Genomic DNA, 2,281 nt, shown 5'->3' with positions numbered 1-2,281 from the left:
CTGGGGATTGCAACAAACTCTGTCATTAATGGGGAAAGTAAGAAATATATTCGCAGTTGATATAGGAAGATATACTAATGCAGCTAATATCCAAAGAGAGAATTTTCAAAAAGCTAAATTTATTTGGCATGAAGCTATCCAAGAGATAGCTGCTGCCTAAAATTTAAGGGTCAGGGTTGTGTTGCGGCCATATTTCCATTAACTTGACGGTGCCTTTTATATCTTTTTTGCAATTTTAAAATGGTTTTAAGATAGCCTTCCTGATCATAAATACTGCAGGTTCCATGTTTTTTCCACTCATGCTCTATTAAATTAGTTGGCATCATTGTTTGTATTTCTCCTAAGGTAGATACATCAATGTTGCGCCAATTTACAGAGCAACTACTATAGGATTCACAACCAGTGCTTTTGATACAGTATGATGGGTGATTTGAAAATTTTTTTACATTATCTTTGCTTGGCCATAGTCCATGTGGTGATAAATTTTGCCTCATATATTTTGTTAAATTTTTGCATTCATTTTTGGGCCACTCAAACAAAATGTTGGATACCAGCCTTGTGCAAAAACATAATAACCAAATTCCCCAGATGTAAAATCAGTTTTATAATTAATTTTGGCAAAACATAAAACGGTATTAAATGATGCAATGCACATAAGTAGTATAATTTTTATTAAAATTATACGTAGGCTTGTTTTGAACATAAAATTTATCCTATTGTGTTAGTTAACTCTTTTTAGTATAAGGTGAATTAGTTTTCTCAGTAAGTCATAAAAAAATAAAAGTTAAATGAAAATATTAATTGTAGCTTTATACTTTATAGGAATTATTGTAATAGGAATTTATTATTCAAAAAAGATTAAAACTTCTAAAGGCTTTGCATTAGGTGGTAGAAAATTAAATGCTATTACAGCAGCGCTCGGTGCTGGATCAGCTGATATGAGTGGATGGGTGATGATGGCGTTGCCTGGAGCTGCGCTTTTAAATGGTATTTCTGAAATTTGGTTACCAGTAGGTTTAATAATAGGTGCATACTTGAACTGGCAATTTGTAGCTAGGAGAATTAGAGTGAAAACCCAAAAATATGGTGATTCAGTAACTATAGCAGGCTATTTATCAAATAGATTTGACGATAAATCTGGATTTTTGAGGGTTATAGTTGCGACAATGACCGCGATATTTTTTATCATATATATTGCATCAGCGCTAGTTGCATTAGCTTTCTTAATTGAAACGTATACTAGTTATGACTATGAGTACTGTTTGATTTTTAGTGGGGGAGTTGTTTTACTTTATACCTCTTTAGGTGGATTTATTGCCATGAATAAGATTGATGTCATCCAGGGTTCATTGATGTTATTTGCCCTCCTCTTAGTTCCAATAACGATCTTGATTACTGATTCTGGTCGCATTAAAACTCTTGATCTAAATCTTAGTAATCCATTTTTAAGTATTGATATAATTACTGTAGTGTCATTGTTAAGCTGGGGATTAGGGTATTTTGGCCAACCACATATTTTAGTGAGATTTATGGCGATAGAAAAATCAAAAACCCTTAGAGCTTCAAAAAATATTTGTATGAGTTGGATGACTCTATCACTAATAGGCTCTTTTTGCATAGGATTATTTGGTAAGTTATTATTTGAAAATATTGATGATATTAATCCTGAAACAATATTTTTGCTTTCAGCAGATAAGTTGTTTCCAAGTTGGCTTTCAGGTGTTGTTTTAGCAGCAGTGCTAGCAGCGATTATGAGTACTATATCAGCACAATTGCATGCAACAGCTTGTTCCTTAACGGAAGCGATATCTTTGAAGGTACTAGAAAAATACAATAAAATTTTGATAACAAGAGTTGTTATGTTTTTGGTAATATTGATTTCTCTAGTGTATGCATCTAATCCTAAAAATACAATCTTGGGGCTAGTATCTTTGGCATGGGCAGGTTTAGGAAGTGCGTTTGGTCCAACTATATTATTTTCACTTTATTCAAAGAAAATGACAAAAGTAGGGGCATTAAGTGGAATAATGATAGGTGGGCTTGTAGTCGTTATATGGCATTTATTAAAGCCTGCTGGAGGTATTTTTGAGTTATATGAGATTGTGCCTGGATTTATACTGTCAAGTTTGGCTATAGCTCTAGTAAATAATATAGGTAAGACCATTGCATAATAGGCAGAAAGAAACATATATGATAGAATGAAAAGATAAGTACATACGAAAGAGGAGGCAAAATGTCATTTTTAGTAAGAGAAGCAGAAGAACGTATAGAGAAGAGTAAG

General features: G+C 32.8%; 3 protein-coding genes. 1 reads left to right on the top strand and 2 read right to left on the bottom strand.

Features of this window, described 5'->3' with window-relative positions; all coding sequences use genetic code 11:
* Window positions 1–170: 170 nt before the first annotated feature.
* Window positions 171–494, bottom strand: a complete 324-nt coding sequence (locus L8D11_RS05020) for a ribonuclease T2 family protein (RefSeq protein WP_336886390.1) — start codon at window positions 492–494, stop codon at window positions 171–173.
* 8 nt (window positions 495–502) lie between these two features.
* Window positions 503–703 (bottom strand): hypothetical protein, encoded by a 201-nt coding sequence (locus L8D11_RS05015; RefSeq protein WP_236870575.1) that lies wholly within the window; start codon window positions 701–703, stop codon window positions 503–505.
* Between the two features lie 85 nt (window positions 704–788).
* Between L8D11_RS05015 and L8D11_RS05010 the strand changes: the two genes are divergently transcribed.
* Window positions 789–2,171 carry a sodium/proline symporter gene (locus L8D11_RS05010; RefSeq protein WP_236870573.1) on the top strand — a complete coding sequence of 461 codons (1,383 nt, stop codon included), beginning with the start codon at window positions 789–791 and terminating at the stop codon, window positions 2,169–2,171.
* The last annotated feature ends 110 nt before the right edge of the window (window positions 2,172–2,281 follow it).

This window comes from Candidatus Bandiella numerosa (assembly GCF_021811875.1).
Classification (GTDB): Bacteria; Pseudomonadota; Alphaproteobacteria; order Rickettsiales; family Midichloriaceae; genus Aquirickettsia; species Aquirickettsia numerosa_A.
Note: the sequence above shows the minus strand (reverse complement) of the source record. Positions and strands in the feature narration are given on the sequence as shown.

Excerpts from the sequence above, each read along its gene's own strand:
- L8D11_RS05020 (WP_336886390.1), bottom strand. The coding sequence starts at position 494 with ATGAGGCAAAATTTATCACCACATGGACTATGGCCAAGCAAAGATAAT.
- L8D11_RS05015 (WP_236870575.1), bottom strand. The coding sequence starts at position 703 with ATGTTCAAAACAAGCCTACGTATAATTTTAATAAAAATTATACTACTT.
- L8D11_RS05010 (WP_236870573.1), top strand. The coding sequence starts at position 789 with ATGAAAATATTAATTGTAGCTTTATACTTTATAGGAATTATTGTAATA.